Source organism: Legionella sp. D16C41, assembly GCF_048541585.1.
Taxonomy (GTDB): domain Bacteria; phylum Pseudomonadota; class Gammaproteobacteria; order Legionellales; family Legionellaceae; genus Legionella_C.
The window spans coordinates 2,156,673-2,176,172 of record NZ_CP183303.1 but is presented as its reverse complement, the minus strand read 5'-3'; the positions used below and the strand labels follow the sequence as shown (position 1 = coordinate 2,176,172).

The window sequence follows — 19,500 nt, the reverse complement described above, 5'->3', positions numbered from 1 at the left end:
ATTACTATTACTCTAACCTTATAATTATTGCTAGCAAGAACAATTTTTACCTGATTGTTAATTAAAATGAGTTAAATATTAGTTTCTAGGGAAACTTAGCTCTTTTGGTAGTATCTTTATTGGCGGCAATTAACTCAATAATTTCCATATTGCCCTGAGACTCAGCAATTTCTGCAAGGTATTTACCATTAAAGGTAACATCTAAATTAGCTCCTGACTCTATAAGGAATTTTGCCAGTGATGTATGATTTTCTTCGATAGCAATCACCAAAGGAGTTCTACCCTCTGTATCTTGGACCTCTAAGAGCTCAGAGTTCTGTCTAAGTAATATTTTTACAGCTTTAAAGTTATCTTCTTTAGTGGCTATGTGAATTGATTGCATGCCAAAAGCATCTGTTGCTTTTAAATTAATTAATGGGTTGTCAATTAATAATTTTAAAATATCACCTTTTTTATCATAACGTGCAGCGCAATGAAGAAGCGGATGGGTTTGATTACTTTTATAGGTCAGTAAAGATGAGTCATGTTTTATAAATTGTTTTACAGCTTCTAAATCATTATTCTCAATAGCATAATGAATTGGCATGCAGCCAAATGCATCTATTACTTTAACATTTGCTTCTTTTGCAATTAAAAAAGCTAGGATTTCATGGCTGCCTTGCTGAGCGGCTATGTGAAGCGGCCCTTGATTGTTGCTATATATTTCATCAACTTTACTATCTTGATTTAGCAAAGCATTGATAACTGTTTCACTTTGGCCACAAACGATTGCCCAATATAAAATAGTTCTATTTTCGCTGTCTCTTTTTATAGTATTAATTTCATTATTTTCTGTATAAAAAACTAATGCTAGTTGGTAGATATAATTTAAAATTTGCTGATTTTTTGCTTGCAGAGCTAATTTAAGGAGTGATTGGCCATCTATATCTTTCTCATCTAGCCTATCTAAAGATAGAAAGGTATTTTTTAATCCTTCTATATCACCTTTTTCTACTAATAAAAATAATTTCTCTTTAGTAAAAGGAGCACGTGATTTTTGAATTAAATTTCTTATGTTTATACTTAAATCTGGGTCATTAGCTAGCATGTCTAAATAATTAGGGTCATATTCATAAATTTTTCTTAAAAAAAGTGCTAAGTGAGAAAAATTGTTAGTATCATCAACCCACTGTAAATAATTTATCAAAACTTCATCCATACTCTCAACATTAACATAACCAGCTTTTCTAAGTTCCTCTTCAAGCTGATCATCATTGGCATCTATAGGAAGATTATTTTTTAATTTATTTTGCAGATCAAATAAGTATTCTATAAGATAAGTTAGTATTTCTGGTTGTTGTTTAGAAGAGGCAATAACTAGTAGTGTACCTTCAATTCCTCTTTGAAAAAATTTTTGGCTAAGCTCCAGTAACACTTTAACGACCTCTTTTTGACCATGACTAATAGCTATGTCTATAATTGCCATACCATTACTATCATAGGTAGTAGCGCAGGCAGGATCATTTTCAACAAAATATTTTACACTAGCTGAATGTCCATTTTTAGCAGCTAAGTGTACAGGAGTTAAGAATTCTTCAGTTTCAAAATCTTGTTCTGCCCTTTGAGCGTGACTTGAATGAGCAGCTCTAGGATCAGTAGTGGAAGTGTCAATAGCCTCAATATTTAGTGCCTCTATTATTTTATTGCCCTCAAAGGCAATTTTTATAACCTTTAATAAATAAGCATCTAAGTTATCTTCTGTAAAATAATCAGTAAAAAGGGAATCTTGAGTATTAAAAGCAATTGAACTTGCATTATTTTGCAAGAGCACTTCAATAACTTCTTGATAACCATGTTGTGCTGCAATATGTAGTGGGTGGTAGCCTAAATCCATATATCGTTCATGTACCTGGCTTCCCATTTTCAATAATGTATCAATAATTTGTGGTTCCTGCCGACAGGCAATAGCCCAATAAAATATAGTTCTGCCTTGCTCATCTATTCTTGCTGTAAAAGCAGCATACTTAGCTATTTTTACTAAAGTAGTAAGTGCTTGATATTCAGAAACCATGTTAGATGGCATTATATGTCCATAAAATAAATTTATAATGAATAAAAGGCCTTCATAGTGAAAATAATCAGAGGAATTTGCGAGCGGAAGAAAAGAGCCAATCTTGTTAATTTCATTAATAACATTCATTGAATTGCGTGCAATAGTTTGCGTAATTCCTTTAATAGCTGCTATATCCATATTTAATTCAATACAATCAAGTGCAGCTTTTTTAAGTTCACTATCGTTTTTATAAATATCATGATGAGCAGCTATAGCAAGCTTGGATGGTTCTATTGGTAATGTTTGTAAAGTAGAATTATTTTCTTGTCGAAGATAATCAACACAATCTTTAACCACTTTTCTTTCTTGAAATTGTTGCGGCTTGGCAATAGAAATAAAATTTAAAGCTATAATACGACTAATAAATTTAAGATTAACCACTTCTTCTGCACTCTGCCAATATTCTTCTTGTATAGTTTGATAGAATGCATCTAATATTTTCTGGTTACCACTGGCTTGAGCATACTCAAGCGGTGTCTTTTGAGTAAGTTTACCTTTAGTATCGAGAAAACTTCTAATATTTTTGCTATTTTCTTTTAAAAATTTATTTAATTTGTCGCAATCTTGAGAATAGATTAGAAAAATTAAACGTCTAACTTTAGGCTGTTCAAAATCTTCTTTAGCAGTATCCATAAACAATTTATAAGGCGATTTATTAAGTGAAATGGCGGTGGGCGGAATATTAGTAAAGTAATGCTTATACATATCCTGCCAAAACTTATTAGCATTAATGACTGCAATATATAAACGCCAGTTAACTTGTGATAAATCTAATGCATCCGAGAGACTAGCATGAGAAAAGATTTGCCATAGTATTTCATTAGGTAATTCATCAATAGGTAATTTATCAGAGTCAAAAGAGTTGTCTTGGGACTTAAAAAACTGCATATAAATTTCCAAAAAAAGATAATTTATTGGCTATATAAATAAAATATTAGCATTTAAATAAGAAAATATGGAAAAATCGGTAGGTTGTTAAACTTAAGGAGTTTAATCGAATAATTATTGATGAAGTAATAGATAATAATAGCTGAATTATTTAATTGCTCTATATTCAGCAAGCGCTTGTTCGCGTGTTACCTGTAAATCAACCATAGGATAAGGATAGTCTTTACCAAGTTTGATAGGTAAATTATGGCCTAGCCAAGGTTTATGTAGCCATTTTTTAGGTAATTTAGCCAATTCAGGTAGCCATTCTTTAATATAATCACCTTCTGGATCAAATTTTTCGCCTTGGGCCACCGGATTAAAAATTCGAAAAGGAGGGCAGGCCTCAAAATTACTTCCTGCAGTCCATTGCCAGTTGAAAGAATTAAGTGCTAGATCAGCATCTAGTAACGTCTCTAGAAACCAATCTGCCCCAATGCGCCAATCAATAAGTAAATTTTTAACTAAGAAGGAAGCCGATATCATTCTTACCCGGTTGTGCATAAAGCCTGTTTGCCATAATTGACGCATACCTGCATCAACCATTGGAAATCCTGTTAATCCCTGCGACCATCGCTTAAAATCTTCTTGGGCGTGGCGCCATTTAAATTGATTAAATTGTGGTTTAATATTTTCAGTAGCTAGTTGTGGTAAATAATAAAGTTGATGATAACAGAAATCTCGCCAGGCAATTTCCGTTAAAAATTTTTCACTAGAGCTCGCATGATATTTATTATTACGGGCTGAATGAATTATTTGCCAAATTTGTTGAGGGCTAATTTCACCAAAGTGAAGATGAGGAGACAACATAGAATTAGCTTGTTCTGCAGGATAGTCTCTAGTAGTTTGATAATGATTTAAATTATTTTCTAGGAAATAAAATAATCTCTGCCAAGCACCATCCTCACCAGGCTGCCAAAATGTTTTAAATTTGCTCGCCCAATTTGGTTTTGTTGGAATAAGCTGCCAACTATCTAAATTTTCTGAGCTAACTTGAGGGCAAGAAGGCCATTTTTTAATAGCTGGTGTAGTAGGTAATGTATCTAATTTGGTTAAATACTGCCGCCAGAAAGGCGGAAATACTTTAAAATAATTTCCTTGTTGATTTTTAGTCTCCCAAGGCTCAAAAAGTAAATTACCATTAAAACTTTTAACAGCAATATTATCCTTAGCCAGTGCTGCTTTTATCTCTTTGTCTTCTTTAAGCGCTTCAGGTTGATAGCGGTGATTCCAATAGATAGTATCAACTTGATATTGAGAAATAATTTCACGAAGCTTTGCAAGTGGTGAGCCGCTGACAAGGTATAAGTTTAGGCCATGACAGTTAAGATTTTTTTGTAAGTTTAATAAACTGTGATGTAACCACCATTTTTGTGCGCTACCAATTAAAGATGATAAGTTTTTTTCAGCGATATAGAGAGGAATAACCGTATCATGAGCATTACAAGCTGCAGTAAGTGCTGGATTATCTTGGCAGCGTAAGTCTTGTCTAAACCAAATAATTGCTGTTGACATGAGTAATTTTTACTTGGAAAAAAAGTTAGTATAATCTAAATCAGCCATGTAACCCCACTGTTTATCCCATATTAAATTTTTAATTTCTTTACTGCTTTTAAAGCAGTTTAGTAAAGTATTAAAATTGTTTTTTCTAGTAGCAATAAAAATTAGATTAACACAGCCTTTAACGGGCAAGGTAATGATGTTACTACCAAATTGCTGTTTTAACTTAGTAAAAATAATTGGATATTCATAAGCATTAGCAATATTAACTGCTACTATGCCCGTGGGTGTAAGTATACGTTCACAGTTGGCAAAAAAAGCTTGATTTTTACAAGAAGTGGGAAAATCATTTGCGTCAGCAATATCAATAATTAAATGAGAAAATGTTTGCTGGCAAGTGGTAATAAAATGATTAGCTTCATCTTGAATAACTGTTAAATTAGCTAGTTGATTGAGCATAAAATAATGTTGAGCTACCTCAATTACTTCAGGGCTCATCTCAACCGCAGTTAGGGTATAGGATTTTAAAAAAGGCGCTAAGACATGGGCAACGCCAGCTCCTCCTAAACCAAGCATACAGCAATTGCCAGGAATATTTCGCGCAACAAAAGTTAACGCCTTAACGTAATTTAATGCGGGTTTATGCGGTGAGAATTTACTAATTAAACTTTGAAAGGCATTACTATTAAATTTAAGCCAGCGAAAAAAATAATTATCATAGACTCTAATATTATCTGAGCGATAAATACAACGTCCCGCTAGACTCTTCCAAAGCATTAGCTAGTTTTCTCTTGTTGAAAAGGATAAATGGAGCCTAACTGAAGTAGCTTCGTTAATTCATCTAATGCTGTATAAATTTCATTAACTAAACTAAAGTCACCTAAATCATTACTATGGAGCTCAGTGCGATAATGACGGTATATCCAAGTTTCTAATTCTTTAAATAATGTTTCGCTAAATAATATTCCTTGATGCATAGCGTTAAGCTCAAGTGTATTGAGTGGTACCCGTAAGCGAAGGCAAGCAGGGCCGCCGCCATTGCGCATACTTTGTTTTAAATCAAGAAAATAAACTTGATTAATAGGATTGGCATTATCGGCAATTAACTCTTCAATAAAAGCGCGTGCTGAAGTATTAATTTCACATTCTAAAGGGGCAATAAGCGCCATAGAATTATTAGGTAAAGAAATCAATTGAGAATTAAATAAGTAAGTTGAAACGGCGTCATTAACACTTAGCTTGTCTTCTTTGACTTCAATCACTTGAACAGGAAAATTAGCTTTTAATTGCAATTCGTCAAGCGTTTCTTGCTGATTTAAAAAGGCTCGCTCATGAATTAATAATACATTTTCATTAGCAACAGCAATAACATCATTGTGGAAGACGCCCTGATCAATAACATCTGGATGTTGGCGAGCAAAAATAACTTGTTTAGGATTTAATTGATGAGAGCGAGCAATAGCTTGTGAGGCTTCTAATGTTTGTCTTGCCGGATAACGGCGTGGTTGATAAGCAATATCAGCGGCTTGCATTGCTTTTTTACCATAAACAAAAAGATTAACACCAGGATGGCTATGCGTCTTACATAGGCGATTATGATTAGCAGCGCCTTCATCACTAGTAGTAGTACAGCGTGGTAAAATTTGATGATGGAAAAAGTAACGTTCATCAGCAAATAATCTTTTTAGTAATTGTTGTGAAAAAGTAGCTTCCTGATGTCTGTGTAAATTACTAATTAAATTAGCTGCAGTAAAATGAACCCGCTTATCAGCGCAATCTTGACTTGCAGAAACGGTCGCAGCATTAGCAGCCCACATACTCGAGGCTGAGTAGCAGGCGCTTAATAGCTCTGGTGCTGTTTGAAAAGCTTTATTAATTTGCTGTTGCGGTGTGCCTGTAAAACCCAATTCCTGTAACAAAGAAAAATTAGGCCGTGCTTGTGGTGGAAATATAGCTTGTTTAACCCCTAAATTATGTAATAGTTGGATTTTTTTTAACCCTTGTAAAGCGGCAGCTTGCGGGTTGGCAATACTTAATGCATTAGTAATGGATGCAACGTTTCCTGCAGCAAGTCCAGCATAGTTATGATTTGGGCCAACTAAACCGTCTATATTTAATTCAAATACATCAGCCATTTCTTATCCTAACGTTATACCGGGTAATAATTGTGTGGGCTTTGTTAGATGTGCTTGCTCTAAACTTGCAATAGGATAGGCGCAGTAATCGGCTGCAAAATAAGCACTAGGCCGATGATTGCCACTTAAACCAACACCACCAAAGGGTAAACTACTACTAGCACCAGTAGTTTGACGATTCCAATTAATTAAACCTGCACGAACAGTTTTATAAAATAATTCATAACGCTCTTGACTATCACTAAGTAAGCCTGCCACTAAACCATAACGAGTCTGGTTGGCTAATGCTAACGCTTCATCAAAGTGTTGGTAGCGATAAATCTGCACTAAAGGTGCAAAAATCTCTTCATCAGGCGGATTATCTACGGCTGTCATATCAATCAAAGCAGGTGACAATAAACCTGAATTCTCTATTAACAAAGTCATTTTTAATAAAGGTTTTCCACCCAAATTAATTAAATTATCCTGAGCCTTTAAATGATTGTAGGCGTATTTAGAGCTGATAACAGGTCCCATAAAAGGTTCTGGGTTTTCGGTAAAGCTACCTATTTTGAGCTTCTTAAAACTAGTCATCAGTTTATTGAGAAAATTATCACCATAAGCGTTATCTTTGATCATAACGCGCCTGGCACAGCTACAGCGTTGGCCGGCCGTAATCACTGTGGATAAAATAGTTTGATAAATAGCTGCATCAACATCACTTACTTCATCAACCACTAAAGGATTATTACCACCCATTTCTAGCGCTAAAATAACTTCGGGCCGTTCACTAAACTGACGGTGTATGATTTTACCTGTAGCATAACTACCGGTGAAATAAACCCCCTGAATATCAGCTTGTAATAAAGCATGTCCCGTACTTGCATCGCCTTGCACACAATTGATAACGCCAGCAGGAATATTAGCTTTATGCCAACATTGCATAATAAATTGTGCAACTCCAGGTGCTAATTCACTCGGCTTATAAACAATAGTATTGCCTGCTAGAAGTGCTGGGATAATATGGCCATTGCTTAAGTGGGCTGGAAAATTAAATGCACCAAAAACAGCTACAACGCCATGCGGTTTGTAACGTAGACATGCAGTTGCTTCTGTGGTTTGGTCGCATTTACCAGCAGTTCTTTCTTTATAAGCTTGAATCGAGAGGCTAACTTTAGCAATAACTGAATTAACTTCTGTCGTTGACTCCCATAAGGGTTTACCTGTTTCTAAAGCAATGAGATGAGTTAATTCTTGTCGGTTTTGTTTTACTTGTTCTGCGAATGCTTGAAGATAAGCAATGCGACTATTTAAATCTAAGAATGCCCACCTACTTAGTGCCTGGCGAGCTACATAAATTCCTTCATTTACTTCTTCTTTTGTTCCCTTCCTACCTTGCCATACAACTTTACCATCTATTGGGTTAAGCGATGTGAAGCTTTCTCCTTGGCCTGGTAACCAAGTACCGTTTAGATAATGTTGGCCAAGTTGATCCTTATTTACAAAAATTGTCATTGAGAGCTCTCCTGCCAGGGTTTTGCTTTGTTGTTTAATGGGTTTTTAGTATGATTGTTAAAATTTTTAGCAAAAGGATCAAGGCGCTCAAATTGTAACGGTGCTAAGCGGATAGTGTCATTTTTTTTTACTTTAAGTAACTCTGCTGTATTTTTACTAATAATACATTTTCTAGTTTCGTTATTAAAAATAGAATGACTGATTGTCGCTCTGAAATCCATTATAGTATTAGACATAATAAAACGTGGGCCAGTGACTTCATCACTAAGGCTTTTAATAGTTAAAATTCGACTAGCAGCAATTGTATTAATGTCATGTGATGGTGCTTCAATAGTAGGACCTGCATCAAAAATATCAATATAATTATTATAGCGAAAGCCTTCATTAAATAGGATTTTCAGTGCAGGACGTGTAGAGGCATGTGGCTGCCCAATAGCTTCTTGAGCTTCCTCTGCTAATAATTTAACGTAAATAGGGTTACGTGGCATTAGATCGGCGATAAACTGTTTATTGGTTAAAATAGTTAACTCATCAGCTTCAGCAAAAGACATATGAAAAAAATGGCGACCAACGTTATTCCAAAAGGGTGAATTTCCTTCTTCATCACAAATGCCGCGCATCTCAGCAATTAGTGTAGGCGCAAAACGTTTTGGGTATTGCGCCATAAATAAAAATCGTGCTTTAGAAAGTAGTAATCCATTACCCCTAACGCGATAGGAAGGTTCTAGAAAAAGGGTGCATAATTCACTGCGTCTTTGATTATCATTAACTAAACTTAAAACTTCATAGTCACTGCGAATATTTAAAGAATGACAAATGCGGGTTCGTAAAGACACTTTATAAGAATAAAAAGGTGTTTCAAAGCCGGTAAATGCTTCAATAGCAGCTGTGCCTACCAATTGTTTATTGCTTGGATCTTCTAAAACAAATAAATAATACTCATTTTGGGGGCGCATGATTTCTTTAGCAAAAGAGCTACAAGATAATGTGATGCGACGATGTAATAACTCTTTATTTTTAGGTAGTGTAGTTAAGCCAAACCCGCTTTGAAGGGCCAGCTCATAAATAGCATCAACATCAGTTATCTGAGAACGGCGAAATAACATCATAATTTAAGCTCCTCAAGTCCTTTTTGAGCTAAATCCATTAAAATAAGAGTACTTAAACTTGCACGTTCAACTAAACTATCAATTTTTATAAATTCATCTTGACTATGTATATTGCCGCCACGTACACCTAAGGTATCTAAAACAGGCAAGCCTTGGGCTGCTAAGTTATTACCATCACAGCAACCACCGCTGTCTCGCCAATCTATATTAAGGCCAAGTGTTTGCCCTATTAACTTCACACGTTGATATAGTTGATTAGTCCCTTGTGATATGCGCTTAACAGGCCGACCAAATTTCCCATGAAGCTCGAGGCTATAATCAGCACGCTTTAAATTTTGCATAATTTGGTTAAGTTCACTTATAACCCAAGCTTCATCTGCCGGATTATCTATGCGTACATCGAGTTTAACGACAGCATTATCTGGAACAATATTTAGCGCTGTGCCACCAGCTACTTTACCAACATTAATGGTAACACCTTCTCGCTTACCATTTAAGGCATGTATGGCTAAAATAGCTTCTGCCAAATAACAAATTGCATTTCTTCCCTCATAAAAAGCGCGGCCAGCATGGGAAGCTTTACCCGTAGCAACTAAGGTAAATTTTCCGCTTCCTTTACGGTTTTTAGCTAGGGTTCCTTGACTATCCATAGCAGGTTCATAAAGCAGGCCGGCTTGGTAATTGGGGGCTAATTCATTAAACAAGGAACCAGAAGCAGGAGAGCCAATTTCCTCATCCGCATTAATAAGTACATCCCAGCCAATTAAGTTAGCATATTCAGTTTGTTCAAAGGCTAAAAGTGCATGCAGCATGACAATTAATCCACCTTTCATGTCAGCAACCCCGGGTCCATTAATGGTATTTTCATTAATCCAGGCTAGTTTTTGAAAAGGATGGTGGCTAGGAAAGACGGTATCCATGTGACCTGCTAAAAGTATACGCCTTTTAAGATTTGGCCTTTTGCGAATGAATAAAGCATTACCACAGGTAAGCGTAGCAATATTGCCATCCATGGTTACTGTATTAACAGCCGGCAGCTCTATTGTTTCTATCTCATCTGCTAAAGGTTGAAAAGCATTAGCTAATACTTGTTGTATTTGTTGTAGGCCAGCTAGGTTATCACTACCAGAATTAATTTCACAAAATTGATGCAATTGCTGCACCATAAGAGGTTGATTTTCATGTAAAGAAAAAATTAAATCCTTTATATAGGAGTCCATGGGTTATCTTATGGCTAAATTATGCAACATTAGCTGAAATTAAATTGATTTGCAACGCTGGTTAAAACTAAGGTTGTGGCCATTTTTCTAGTCTATTTTAATATTTTATTCAAGCCAATCTAACTCCTATGGTATTCATCGGCCAGTGATTCCCTTTCGTTATCTTCTTTATTTTCTTTATTTATTAAACGAAGCTTACTATCAAATTCTTTCATACCTAGCTGTGTTGCTAGAGAAACTTGATCTTTCATTGTTTTAACTTGTGTTTTCCGTTTATCTGCATAATAACCGGCTTTTGCCGTTGCAAAACCTTTAGTTATCCAATTCTTAGTCAGCTCATTTACCTTAATAGGAACTTTAATTACCGAAGAGGTCTTTTCAATGATAAAGCTAGGAATAAACAACATTACGCCAATTAAGGATTTCATCATGCCAGCAATAACTTGAAGTTTAGGACGAGTTATCCTTAATTCATCAGCTAATTTATCATATTGTACTAGGTTTTGACTGTTGGGCTTCATTGTAATAGTCGGAGTTAAAGAGGCTGCTTCTAGAAGTAGACGTTTACCACTTACTTTTTTCTCACTCTGATATTTAATGGTATCAATTATTTTTAAAGCTTGGTCAATTTTAGGAATTAGCTTACTGTGGCCGTCTCTTTGAGCTTTTGCTTTGTTTTCTATTAGATCAGCAGATATTTCTATAATTCGTTGCTGCAAGAGTTTGGTGACTCTACTATGCGGGCAATTAAAATCTCGCCATTGAATGAGCCATTCTAGTTCAGGGTTGTTCTTTATCGTTTGATAGTCTGTTGTAACGTAAGCATTTATTACATTCCAGATAACATTTAAATGATGATTCATCCCTCGTCCTTTTACCGAGGTTGAGGCAGCATGAAGTGCTTGTTCAAATTCTTCACGACTTAAAGGATGACCAGACTCAATAGATTTAAGTAAGTTAAAGTAGGCTGAGGATACACCGCCTCTATCAATTGCATCTTTACAAGAAAAATTAATACTAACAGGCTTAAGGTTATCAATAATATAATTAGTTAATTCAAACTTAATAAAATGAAACCATACTGCTTGGCGCTCTGCCTGGCTTAATGTCATATTAGGCGTAATACCCATGGCTTCAAAGCTTTTTGTTAATAGTTTTTGTAATTTTTCTTCTTCAACCTCTATACTACTTTTCTGGTCATTAGGTGGAAAGATTAGCTCTCTAATATCTTCACTAATATAAAAATCACTAATTTCTTTTTTAAAGCCAGGCTCAGGCTCCCGTTTAGCGATATTAAGAAAAGTAGAGTATACCTGGTCATAGGTAAATTCTTTTTTTGTTTTAAGATGGGATTTTTGATCCATAAGTCCTTTGTCAGCGGGTAAGGTAATGACTGCAATATTTGGATGCCTTGACTCTAAATCTTCAAGTTTTTTAGTAAGAGCAACTTCTCTTTGACCTTCAAAATCAAAAGTGCCTCTATCTCTCGCTAAATTATTAAAGTAAATATGAGTAATCTTTTTTTCACCATCAATGCAATGCTTACGCGCTTGTATTTTTAACCAACGTTCAAATAAGGGGCTTACGCGCTCTTTTCCTTCATATCGTTGCGCTTGCGTACCTATACGAATTTCCGTAACAACTGGATGTTCTTGTTGGCGTAAATAAGCATAAGATCTTATGCTAGGAATATTCGTATAATATTGAGGGGTGAATGTCCTACTTGCAACAGCTGTAAGACGCTTTAGCCTGGCCTCATTATCGGCTGGAGAGGAAATATCTTTATTAATTCTTGGACCTTGATCGGCAATGGTTTTAGCAATAGTATGTTGGATGCTTTTATCAGATTTACTTGGCCGATAATTAAGTGGAATATGTTTAATAGCTTCAAATGTTTGTTCAAGAAGCCGACTATCATTATTATAAATAATATCAATGAAATTATCCAACTCTTGTTTTTTTTGCCTTAAAGTATCTAATGAAACTTTATTAGATTGATTAAAATATTCATGGTGGTGAAATAATGATTGATAATCAAGAATTTTTTCCTTTTGATATTTAATATCTTTATTGAGCCGTTTATAAATAATCTCAATATTATTATCTAAAAAAGCAATTAATTGAGTATACACTTTGGCATATGCGTGATTATTTTGATAGGTTAGATGGTTTTTTATAATTTCTAACTCTTTCTTTAGTGGCGCAAACTCCTCTTGTACTAATAAAAAACTTGGTAGATTATCTAGTAATTCTCTTAAATAGCTATAACAGTTCTTATTATGAATTTTTTCACTAGTAATAACGGTTTGAGCTTGTACCTTTTTAAATGCTTTAGTTGCTTCTTCTAAACTTGCAACAGTAGCCTTACCGTTTAACATATTTTCTAATGAAGAAGAGATTAGCTTTCTAGCCTCTATGGGTAAGTAATCAAATGATTTTAAATCCGCAGCGTTAAAAGAATCTAAGTTGCCATGGTCACTCCAAAGTATGTAGAGAAACTCACCTAATTCTTTTAAAAAAATAGCCTCTTGTTCTTCTCTATCTTGTTTTTTAATTTTAGCTTTTGTGGGTAGAGCATAGCTAATATCAACTTTAATAGGTTGATGTGGCTCAACTAAAACATCCTTCCATTTAAAATCTTTAAGTGGAAATTTTTTAAAATCAATTTTTTTTAAGGCAGCTAGTAACTCTAATGTAATTTGGATATGCTCATCTAAGGTCAATGGTCTTTGGCTATTCCTAGTATCATTTATAATGTTTAAGAATTTTTCTCCTTGAATTTGGCGTACTACAGCGTATTTTCTATTGTTTTCACTATCAACAATAGGTTCACTAACAGCAAAAGTTAATTGCGAATAATAACCATGCTGTTGGCGTAGTTCTTGAAAGTCCTCTTCTAGAGAACTATTCGTAGAAGTTTCCATAATGACCTCATCATGGAAGTTAGGAATATAGTGTATCCTACCATTCTGATTAAAGATGAGACTACCTAACATTGGATATACTGTTATGTCAGAATTTGTGATAGGAATGCCATCGCTACCAAAAATATCATAACGGCGAATACCTTTCTCATTGTTCTCTCTAAGAATAACTTGAAAACGAAATTTCATTGATAAGTTTTCTTTTTCGCCGTAATTATATTCCTCGTTTGCTCGCCAGAATGAATTTGTAGGCTCCGTTAAAGAGGAAAAAAATGCTACTAATTTATCGATATCTTCTGGTAGAAAATTAGGCTGTTTAAAATTTATAAGGTCAGGATTAATCATTAAAGTATAATAAATTTAAAAGTTCTACTTTATTATAGAAAACAATTATGAATTTATGATTAAATAGTGCTCAATAAGTGCAAATTTTTTTAATTCGGATAAAAAACAGTGCTTTTCACCTCTTACCTATGTCTTGCGACTTATTTGCAGGAGCCGGGGGGATGCCAGTTAAATTACTTACGCCGTAAACAAGCTACGAGACTTAGGCCTAGAACAGAGCGTTTTTTAACTCTTTTCGTTTTTTGTCCAGTACAAAGGTAAATTTTAATCACAGCACATTATAAATAGAAAAGATTTAAAGAATTTATTAGCTGAATTAGGAACTGGGAAGACTCCTAGACACTCCATTCCCACTATCTATCTCGTCGTCTTTAATATTTAATCGAGCTATTTGTTTATCAAGCCAATTAGTATCTATTTTTAGAACAGTGCAAATGGCATCTAATTCAGAGCCTTTATGTCTTGTACTATCACTTACAGGAATCGAGCTATTTGTCAGAAGTTCTTTACTTAATTTTCTAGAATTTCGTTTTTCTGAGGTCTCTTCTTTACCTTGAAAATTCCTAGAAACCTCGCTCCCACTATCTATCTCGTCGTCAATATTTAATTGAGCTATTTGTTCATCAAGCCCAAGCCAATTAGTATTTATTTCTTGAACAGTACAAGTGGTATCTGATTTAGAGCTTATTTGACCTGTAGCATCACTTACAGCCATCGAGGTATGTGCCAGATCTTTTTTACTTAATTTTCTGAGATTTTGTTTCTCTGAAGTTTCTTTACCCATGTCGAAAGCAACTCTTAATTTGTCTTTTAAAAAAATAGAATGTTCTTTTTTAACTTGTTCACAAGGCATATCAGAATCAAGCGTTGTTAAGGCCTCTTCTTTTGAAAAAACTCCTTCTATTTGACAATTTTCTGAGATAAAATTTTTCTCATATACCGATTGGTCAGGATTTATTTTTAATGCCCTAAGTAAATCTGGGCTTGGTTCGCCAACTATACTTAAGAATTCTTCATCAAAGCCACGACTTTTTGTTTTAAATACAGTTGCTATTTTCTTAGTAGTGCCTTCATATAAATTAAAAGCTGCAGCTACTACTTCACTCAAAGTGGACTCTAAAATACGAACTATAGGCACATCACCAAACACCTTGGTACTTAAAGTATCATTGATTAAAAAAGATGTTACTGTACCTTTTTTAGAAGCGCATAAGTTCACATCTGCCGCTAAAATTATTCTAGAAATTACTTTATCTTTAAGAGCCTCTTTAATGTTTAAAAGTTCCTCAGTGATAGCCTTTTCAATCTTTTTTTGTTCAAGCTTTTCTCGTTCAATACTGTCTAGTTCAATATTTTCTTCAGGGTCGTTATCGATATTTATTACTTTATATACGAAATTATCTATTTCAAGGCGGGATGAGTAGCTTTTAGATTTTACTCTAGCTGTAATTGGCTCATGATAACAAATGATAACTAAATCATTTTGACTATCTAATCCGTAGTAAATATGTGCTTTCGAACCCATAATCTTTCATTTTGTAAAAAATATAAACTATGCGATAGATTTTAATACAAAAACATTAAGTAAATATTAAGACTTTAAAAAATGGTAATGTTTTATTTTACAAAGAGCAAGTTATTTAACCTTAGTGATTGAATTTTTAATTAAGGTAAATTTCGGTATATCCATAGAAGCTTTTGCAGTTTAATTGGTAGAGTAAAAACAAGTCGCCGGATGTCTATTGAAAGTTAAGGATATTTTTCATTTTTTGTCTTGCGCAAACAAGGTTTAGCCTAAATTATAAGCTTTATTAGTTCACTTTTAATTTAAACTAATCTTATTGGTATATTGTTTAGCAAAATTTTCTTTAAATACATATGCTAAACTTGAACATGAAGCCTGTTTTAGGAGAAAACAATGATTACTAGCCCCTTACAAAGCTATATTATTGAGCAAGTTTTAGGATTATATCTGTTAATAATGGCGATAGTCATGATAGCTCGTGCTGATTACTATCGTAAAATTGTACGCGAAGTTTCAATTGATAAGGACTTAATATTTGTAAGTGCCATGTTTAGCTTAATTTTTGGCCTTATTATGATTGTTGTGCATAATATCTGGGCATGGAGATTTGAGTTAATTGCAACAATAGTAGCTTGGTTAGTTGTTATTAAAGCCGTACTCTGGCTTGCTATTCCTGAGCATATGACTGCCTTAAGTAAAAAAGTCTATAAAGATAATATGTATTACGTTATGGCAGTGATTGCAGGTATAATTGGTATTATTTTATTAATTCATGCTTATCACGCGTTTGGCGGTCAGTCTATTGGAGCTGCATTTTTAAAAGCTGGTAGTGTTAAGCAATAAGTATTAATCTCATTGATTAATGGGTATTCTGTTAGCGGAAAGCCAAATCGTTTGGCATTATAAACTTGCGGTATTAAACAAATATCAGCGAGTGTTACCTCGCTACCGTAACATACTTGGCCCTTATGGGGCATATTTTGCAGGCGGCGCTCGAAAGCGTCAAAACCTTCTTTGAGCCAATGATAATACCAGCTTTTCACATTTTCTTCTTCGGCGTTAAATTGATGGCGTAAGCGGTTAAGTACTCTTAAATTATTTAATGGATGTATATCACAAGCAATAATTAGAGCTAGACTGCGAACCTGAGCACGGCCTAAAGGTGTTTGAGGCAGTAAAGGGGGGGTAGGGTTAATCTCCTCTAGGTATTCGATAATTGCTAGAGATTGATTAAGGATATGACCATTTTCATCTAAAGTAGGTACTAGTCCTTGCGGGTTTAGTTTTGTGTAATTGGGAGCATGCTGCTCTCCGCCATTATTAACTAAATGAACTGAGAATGTTTCATAGCTAATATTTTTTAGATTTAATGCGATACGCACTCTATAACTTGCGCTGGAGCGATAATAATCATAAAGTTTCACGTTATAGACCTTGATATTTAGTTAGCGTTTGTTCTATAACACCGAATATAGATTGTCCTTCGGCATCTAGCATCTCAATACGTATATTATCACCAAAGCGCATAAAAGGCGTTTTGGCTTGACCATATTCTAGTATTTCCAGCATTCTCTTCTCAGCAATGCAAGAGGAGCCGCGGCTTCGATCAACATTGGAAACTGTCCCTGAACCAATAATAGTGCCAGCAGTTAATTTTCTGGTTTTAGCGGCATGAGCAATTAAATCAGCAAAAGAGAAGGTCATGTCGATACCGGCATTAGGTTGACCAAATAGCTCACCATTTAAAAAGCTTAATAAAGGCAAATGAACGCGGTTATCTCGCCAAGCATTACCTAACTCTTCAGGCGTTAAGGCTATAGGCGAGAAACTACTAGAAGGTTTAGATTGAAAAAAGCCAAATCCCTTACTTAATTCATTAGGAATTAAATTACGGAGTGAAACATCATTAACTAACATGATTAGTTTAATATGGTTGGCAGCAGCCTCGCGACTAACTCCCATAGGAACATCATCCGTAATTATGGCTAATTCAGCTTCAAAATCAATTCCATAGTCCTCATTGGCCATTAGAATATCTTCGGTAGGCGCTAAAAAGCTATCTGAACCACCTTGGTAAAGCAGAGGATCAGTCCAGAAATTAGCAGGCATTTCAGCCCCTCGCGCTTTACGAACCAGTTCAACATGATTAACATAAGCACTACCATCAGCCCATTGATAAGCTCTAGGTAGGGGAGAAGCCCATTGCTGGGCTTTATAAGGAAAGATATTAGCCACATCGCCGCCATTAAGGGCTTGATAAATTTCTTCAAGTGGTGCGCTAACAGATGCCCAGTTTTCAAGTGCAAATTGTAAAGTGGGTGCAATGTGCTTAACGTGAACTGCATTAGTTAATGTCTTATTAACAAGGCATAGTTCACCATCACGGCTATGCATGGATTTTAGAGTAGCTAATTTCATTTGGAAACCTTATAAAATCATTGAGCAGGTTGTAATGTGCCTCGTTTTATTTGATCACGTTCTATAGCTTCAAACAGGGCCTTAAAATTACCTTCTCCAAAGCCTTGATTACCTTGTCTTTGAATAATTTCAAAGAATACGGGGCCAAATACATTCTCAGTAAAAATTTGTAATAGCAGGCCTTGTTTAGGATCAATTTCACCATCAATTAAAATTTGTTCTTGTTGTAATTGTGCTACAGGTTCTTGATGCCAAGGAATACGTGCTCCAATCATTTCATAATAGGTGTCAGGTACATCAAGGAAAGGCACGCCTTTTTGTCTTAATGAGTTAACACTACGATAAATGTTATCGGTATTTAAAGCGATATGTTGAATACCTTCACCGCGATAATCATGTAAAAATTCTTCTATTTGTGATTTATCATCTTTAGATTCGTTTAAAGGAATTTTAATTTTTCCGCACGGACTTGCTAAAGCACGACTAATTAAGCCAGTCATTTGTCCTTCAATATTAAAGAAGCGAATTTCTTTAAAATTGAAAATGGATTCATAAAAATTAGCCCATTTATCCATATTACCGCGAAAGACATTATGGGTTAAATGATCAATAGCCGTTAAGCCACAGTCTTCACTAACTTTGTTTTCTATTGAGAGAAAGTCCCATTGTTGCGTAAAAGGTTGATGAGTATCATCAACAAAATAAATAACGCTTCCACCAATAGCTTGAATAGCTAAAAGACCATGATCAGCATGTTGGCAGTCTTGAAAGGGGGTTGCACCATGCGCAATGACATATTCATAAGCTTTATTAACATCTTTAACTTGAAAGCCCATTGCACACGCGCCTGCACCATGATTTGCGGCATGCTCTTTAGCTTGACTATCGGCAGCATTATTAACGATAAATTTAATATTTCCCTGTTCATAGAGAGTAATATCTTGATATTTATGCTTAGCTGCAACATGAAAACCCATCTGGGTAAACTGCTGATGTAGAGATGAGGCGTTTGGAGCGGAAAATTCAAGAAAAGCAAAGCCATCGAGTCCGCAAGGGTTTTCAGCATTAGTCATAGTAGCTCCTTGTAATAACCAACTTTCAAATAGGACGAATTAAAAATAGGCCATCAGCAATAGCTAATAAGCTTACATCAACTCGCTTGTCATGTTTTAATAATTCATTTAATCGTTTAATTTCTTTTGTTTGACCGCCTGTTTCAGTAGGATCAATTACTTTACCGTCCCAAAGCACATTATCAATGGCTATTAAACCGCGAGGATTTATTAATTGTAAGGCGAATTCATAATAGTTTATATAATTCGTTTTATCAGCATCGATAAAGATAAAATCAAATGACTCTTTGTATCCTTCCTGAAGCAGTTCGTTTAAAGTTTGTAACGCTGGTGCTAAACGAAGCTTAATCTTTTTATCTTGATTTGCTTCACGCCAAAATTCATGAACTCGACTTGTCCATTCAGTATTAATATCACAGGTTATAAGCTCACCATCTTCAGGCAAAGCTAAAGCCATAGCTAAGGCGCTATAGCCTGTAAAAGTTCCTAATTCTAAAACTTTACGAGCAGAAATTAATTTTAATAGAAATTGCATAAACTGCGCTTGTTCAGGCGCAACTTGCATATTCGCTAGAGTCATTGTTGAAGTATATTCCCGCAGAGATTTTAAAACTGGATGCTCGCGCAAAGAGATATCTAGCATGTAATCATATAATGGGGGTGTAAGGTTTAAATGCTTCATCGTTATAAGCTACCTTTATGGTTATCTTCAACCTAAAACTAGACGCTTTGCACTGC

At 34.9% G+C, this 19,500-nt stretch carries 14 protein-coding genes; 1 reads left to right on the top strand and 13 read right to left on the bottom strand.

The genetic code is table 11. From position 1 onward, the window contains the following. Nucleotides 1-85: 85 nt before the first annotated feature. The 9 genes from ACNVED_RS09475 to ACNVED_RS09435 all read right to left on the bottom strand — a co-directional run bounded on the left by ACNVED_RS09475 (nucleotide 86) and on the right by ACNVED_RS09435 (nucleotide 15,271). Nucleotides 86-2,980, bottom strand: coding sequence for an ankyrin repeat domain-containing protein (locus ACNVED_RS09475; protein ID WP_419418780.1), 2,895 nt, complete (start codon nucleotides 2,978-2,980; stop codon nucleotides 86-88). A 147-nt stretch (nucleotides 2,981-3,127) separates the two neighbouring features. Next, the gene (locus ACNVED_RS09470; RefSeq protein WP_419418779.1) at nucleotides 3,128-4,534 is read right to left on the bottom strand and encodes a cryptochrome/photolyase family protein; all 1,407 of its coding nucleotides are present in this window, start codon (nucleotides 4,532-4,534) and stop codon (nucleotides 3,128-3,130) included. Between the two features lie 9 nt (nucleotides 4,535-4,543). Beyond that, nucleotides 4,544-5,296 carry a spermidine synthase gene (locus ACNVED_RS09465; protein ID WP_419418778.1) on the bottom strand — a complete coding sequence of 251 codons (753 nt, stop codon included), beginning with the start codon at nucleotides 5,294-5,296 and terminating at the stop codon, nucleotides 4,544-4,546. Continuing rightward, nucleotides 5,296-6,654 (bottom strand): N-succinylarginine dihydrolase, encoded by a 1,359-nt coding sequence (gene astB / locus ACNVED_RS09460; RefSeq protein WP_419418777.1) that lies wholly within the window; start codon nucleotides 6,652-6,654, stop codon nucleotides 5,296-5,298. The genes ACNVED_RS09465 and astB overlap by 1 nt, the downstream gene beginning before the upstream one ends. Before the next feature lie 3 nt (nucleotides 6,655-6,657). After that, the gene (gene astD / locus ACNVED_RS09455; RefSeq protein WP_419418776.1) at nucleotides 6,658-8,148 is read right to left on the bottom strand and encodes a succinylglutamate-semialdehyde dehydrogenase; all 1,491 of its coding nucleotides are present in this window, start codon (nucleotides 8,146-8,148) and stop codon (nucleotides 6,658-6,660) included. Further along, the gene (locus ACNVED_RS09450) at nucleotides 8,145-9,257 is read right to left on the bottom strand and encodes an arginine N-succinyltransferase (protein WP_419418775.1); all 1,113 of its coding nucleotides are present in this window, start codon (nucleotides 9,255-9,257) and stop codon (nucleotides 8,145-8,147) included. Before ACNVED_RS09450 ends, astD begins: the two co-directional genes overlap by 4 nt. Then, complete coding sequence (locus tag ACNVED_RS09445) at nucleotides 9,254-10,477, bottom strand: hydrolase (protein ID WP_419418774.1); 1,224 nt, start codon at nucleotides 10,475-10,477, stop codon at nucleotides 9,254-9,256. Before ACNVED_RS09445 ends, ACNVED_RS09450 begins: the two co-directional genes overlap by 4 nt. Nucleotides 10,478-10,596: 119 nt before the next feature. Beyond that, the gene (locus ACNVED_RS09440; RefSeq protein WP_419418773.1) at nucleotides 10,597-13,746 is read right to left on the bottom strand and encodes a hypothetical protein; all 3,150 of its coding nucleotides are present in this window, start codon (nucleotides 13,744-13,746) and stop codon (nucleotides 10,597-10,599) included. 316 nt (nucleotides 13,747-14,062) lie between these two features. Then, nucleotides 14,063-15,271, bottom strand: coding sequence for a hypothetical protein (locus tag ACNVED_RS09435; protein ID WP_419418772.1), 1,209 nt, complete (start codon nucleotides 15,269-15,271; stop codon nucleotides 14,063-14,065). Between the two features lie 393 nt (nucleotides 15,272-15,664). Between ACNVED_RS09435 and ACNVED_RS09430 the strand changes: the two genes are divergently transcribed. Then, nucleotides 15,665-16,114, top strand: a complete 450-nt coding sequence (locus ACNVED_RS09430; RefSeq protein WP_419418771.1) for a hypothetical protein — start codon at nucleotides 15,665-15,667, stop codon at nucleotides 16,112-16,114. On the opposite strand, the gene maiA is transcribed toward ACNVED_RS09430, so the two are convergent. From maiA to ACNVED_RS09410, 4 genes are read right to left on the bottom strand one after another with little or no spacing between them, the layout of a single operon-like run. Then, on the bottom strand, nucleotides 16,066-16,695 hold the full coding sequence (gene maiA / locus ACNVED_RS09425) for a maleylacetoacetate isomerase (protein WP_419418770.1): 630 nt from the start codon (nucleotides 16,693-16,695) through the stop codon (nucleotides 16,066-16,068). The genes ACNVED_RS09430 and maiA overlap by 49 nt on opposite strands. A gap of 1 nt (nucleotide 16,696) precedes the next feature. Continuing rightward, nucleotides 16,697-17,689 (bottom strand): fumarylacetoacetate hydrolase family protein, encoded by a 993-nt coding sequence (locus ACNVED_RS09420; RefSeq protein WP_419418769.1) that lies wholly within the window; start codon nucleotides 17,687-17,689, stop codon nucleotides 16,697-16,699. A 17-nt stretch (nucleotides 17,690-17,706) separates the two neighbouring features. Then, entirely contained in the window at nucleotides 17,707-18,762 is a 1,056-nt protein-coding gene (gene hppD / locus ACNVED_RS09415; RefSeq protein WP_419418768.1) for a 4-hydroxyphenylpyruvate dioxygenase, read from the bottom strand. A gap of 25 nt (nucleotides 18,763-18,787) precedes the next feature. Next, on the bottom strand, nucleotides 18,788-19,444 hold the full coding sequence (locus ACNVED_RS09410; protein ID WP_419418767.1) for a class I SAM-dependent methyltransferase: 657 nt from the start codon (nucleotides 19,442-19,444) through the stop codon (nucleotides 18,788-18,790). Between the last annotated feature and the right edge of the window lie 56 nt (nucleotides 19,445-19,500).